Below are 2,137 nucleotides of genomic sequence, written 5' to 3'. Positions count from 1 at the left end.
AAAAAAACTAGAACCGCAAAATTTGCTAGAGAGGGTCACATATTCAAGTAAACTAGGAAAAATAGAGAATATGTGCCAGGACTTACGCAACTGGCACAGGGGAGCGCTAAATTTTAGTACATCTGTATTGCATAACTGACGCAACTGGGACAGCGTGGTCGCTATTGCATGAGAAAATGGCGATCGCTAGGACTGACGCAACTCGCACTTAGGCGATCGCGGAGAAAAACCAGTTTTTATTGAGAATTAGGCAATCTAATTGAGAATTCAAACCCGATCTAACAAAATCGCATTGCTCCCCATGGAAAGAGAAAACAGTAGTCGTGAAAACCGTGTATTACACGGAATTGACCTGAGTCTGACACACGTCCTAGCTGTGATAATAATAATCATTATTATAGAGAGGGTGTTCTATATTTTATTTTCTGGAAGTCGCTGAATTTCGCTTCTGAGTTAAGGGAGTGTTATTATTTATTAAACAAGAAGTGTCTCAAGATTTGCCAAGTAAGCTTCGGGATTTCGACGGAATCGTAGTTGTTCAATACGACTTAGTTGATGTTGGCGTAAATCAAAGCGCAATTGTTGCCAAGTCTGGACACAAACTTGTGCCAAATCTTCAGATGAAAAGGAATGAAGTGCAGTAGCAATAGCAGAAGCTAACTGAACTGTGCCTCGAATTACAAGTGATGAAGGGGCAACTTTTCGACCGGTACAACGGCGTTGATGATGTCGTAAAACACCAAATACCTGTTCAAGATCATTATTAGTTCGAGGTAAACCTTCAACATCGTAACAATGAAAAAGTCCAGACCAATAACTACGAGTAATTTTTAAGAAATGAGTAATACCAGGTTCTAAAGTACCTGCTTCATTTTTCGCATGTGACATTGAGTCAAGTAAAGTTTGGAAACTTTGTTGGACTTCAATTGCATTAAGACCAGTTTCGTTATCTAGAATTTCTGCGGCTTGATGAATCCAGTTATAAGCAACACTAATTGGAGTGAACAAAGATGCTGTTTTTTCAAGTCCTTTAGCAACAATTTGTTTGAGTTTTATTAAGGGTTTTGGTAACCCCCTTTTTTAGCTAGCCGTTCTAGGCTGTCTTCAATTAAACTTAGGCGTTCTTGTAGTTTTAATCCAGAGGCATCTAGCGGTGGACGACCATCACTGGTCAAGGAACCACGTACAGCCAAACAATACCCACGAATAACTTCGGACGTAGTTTGGTCACAATCATTAACACTACGTTCAATTTCGCGTATACCCCGAACATGCTTTTTCAGTTCCTTTTTTGCGTGTCTATCTGCTTCATAAATAACCTTGGCGGCTTCCTTCAAATAGTGAAAATGACACAAACCATGAGCAATTCCAGGTAATGCTGCTTCAACGGCTTTACGAATTGATTGTTGACCGTCACTAATCACCCCATCAATCTTTACACCAAGATTATTTTTTACTGACAACAACAAGGCTGCTAAATCCTCACTTGTTGACGATAACAAAGTTTTTGCCAGCAAAATTTCTCCTGATAAACAATCGCGAATCACCCACAGTACTTCATGTCCAACATCTGGTTGCATCCCGTCAATTGCTAATATCAATCGGTTTTGTTTTTTGACTATAGATTTGAGTCTTGATTGGTCACCTAACCACAGTGCAACTAATTCATCATATCTTTCTAGCAGGTAAATAACGCTTCGCTCGCTTACTTCTACACCGTCATTGCAAAGTTGTTGATGAATTTGAGGTATGCTTTTGTGTTCTTGGTAGCGTAGCGCTCCCACCAATGCAATCACATCTAGACCAAATTCTTGTTGTGGTAACGCCCATGAACCTTCTTTTTCTGGTCGATATTTAATTCGGTAACGCTCACAGGATGTATTCTGACAACGGCGGATTTTTAAGAGCAGTTTTACCACTCCTTTTAGAGTTCTCACATGTCGGAGATTATTGTACTCATTCCACATTAGTTTGCCACAACTAGGACAATTCTGTTGCACGCATTCTAGTACTTCAAACGATGTCGCTTTTGGTTGAGGGCTTTTTCTTGCCATTTTCATACCACATATTCTCTGTGTTCCCTAGTTTACTTGAATATGTGACCCTCTCTAGCAAATTTTGCGGTTCTAGTTTTTTT

General features: G+C 39.7%; 1 protein-coding gene. It reads right to left on the bottom strand.

Annotated features, from left to right (window positions below; translation table 11 throughout):
- Nucleotides 1–474: 474 nt before the first annotated feature.
- Nucleotides 475–1,967, bottom strand: a protein-coding gene (locus tag G4P69_RS37230) for a transposase (protein ID WP_243902782.1) whose coding sequence is annotated in 2 segments (ribosomal slippage) — nucleotides 475–1,070 and nucleotides 1,070–1,967 — 1,494 coding nt in all. Because the reading frame shifts where the segments join, the coding sequence is not laid out codon by codon here.
- Nucleotides 1,968–2,137 lie beyond the last annotated feature (170 nt).

This window comes from Aetokthonos hydrillicola CCALA 1050 (assembly GCF_017591665.1).
Taxonomy (GTDB): Bacteria; Cyanobacteriota; Cyanobacteriia; order Cyanobacteriales; family Nostocaceae; genus Aetokthonos; species Aetokthonos hydrillicola.
The sequence above is the reverse complement of the archived record's forward strand: the minus strand, read 5'-3'. Positions and strand labels throughout refer to the sequence as shown.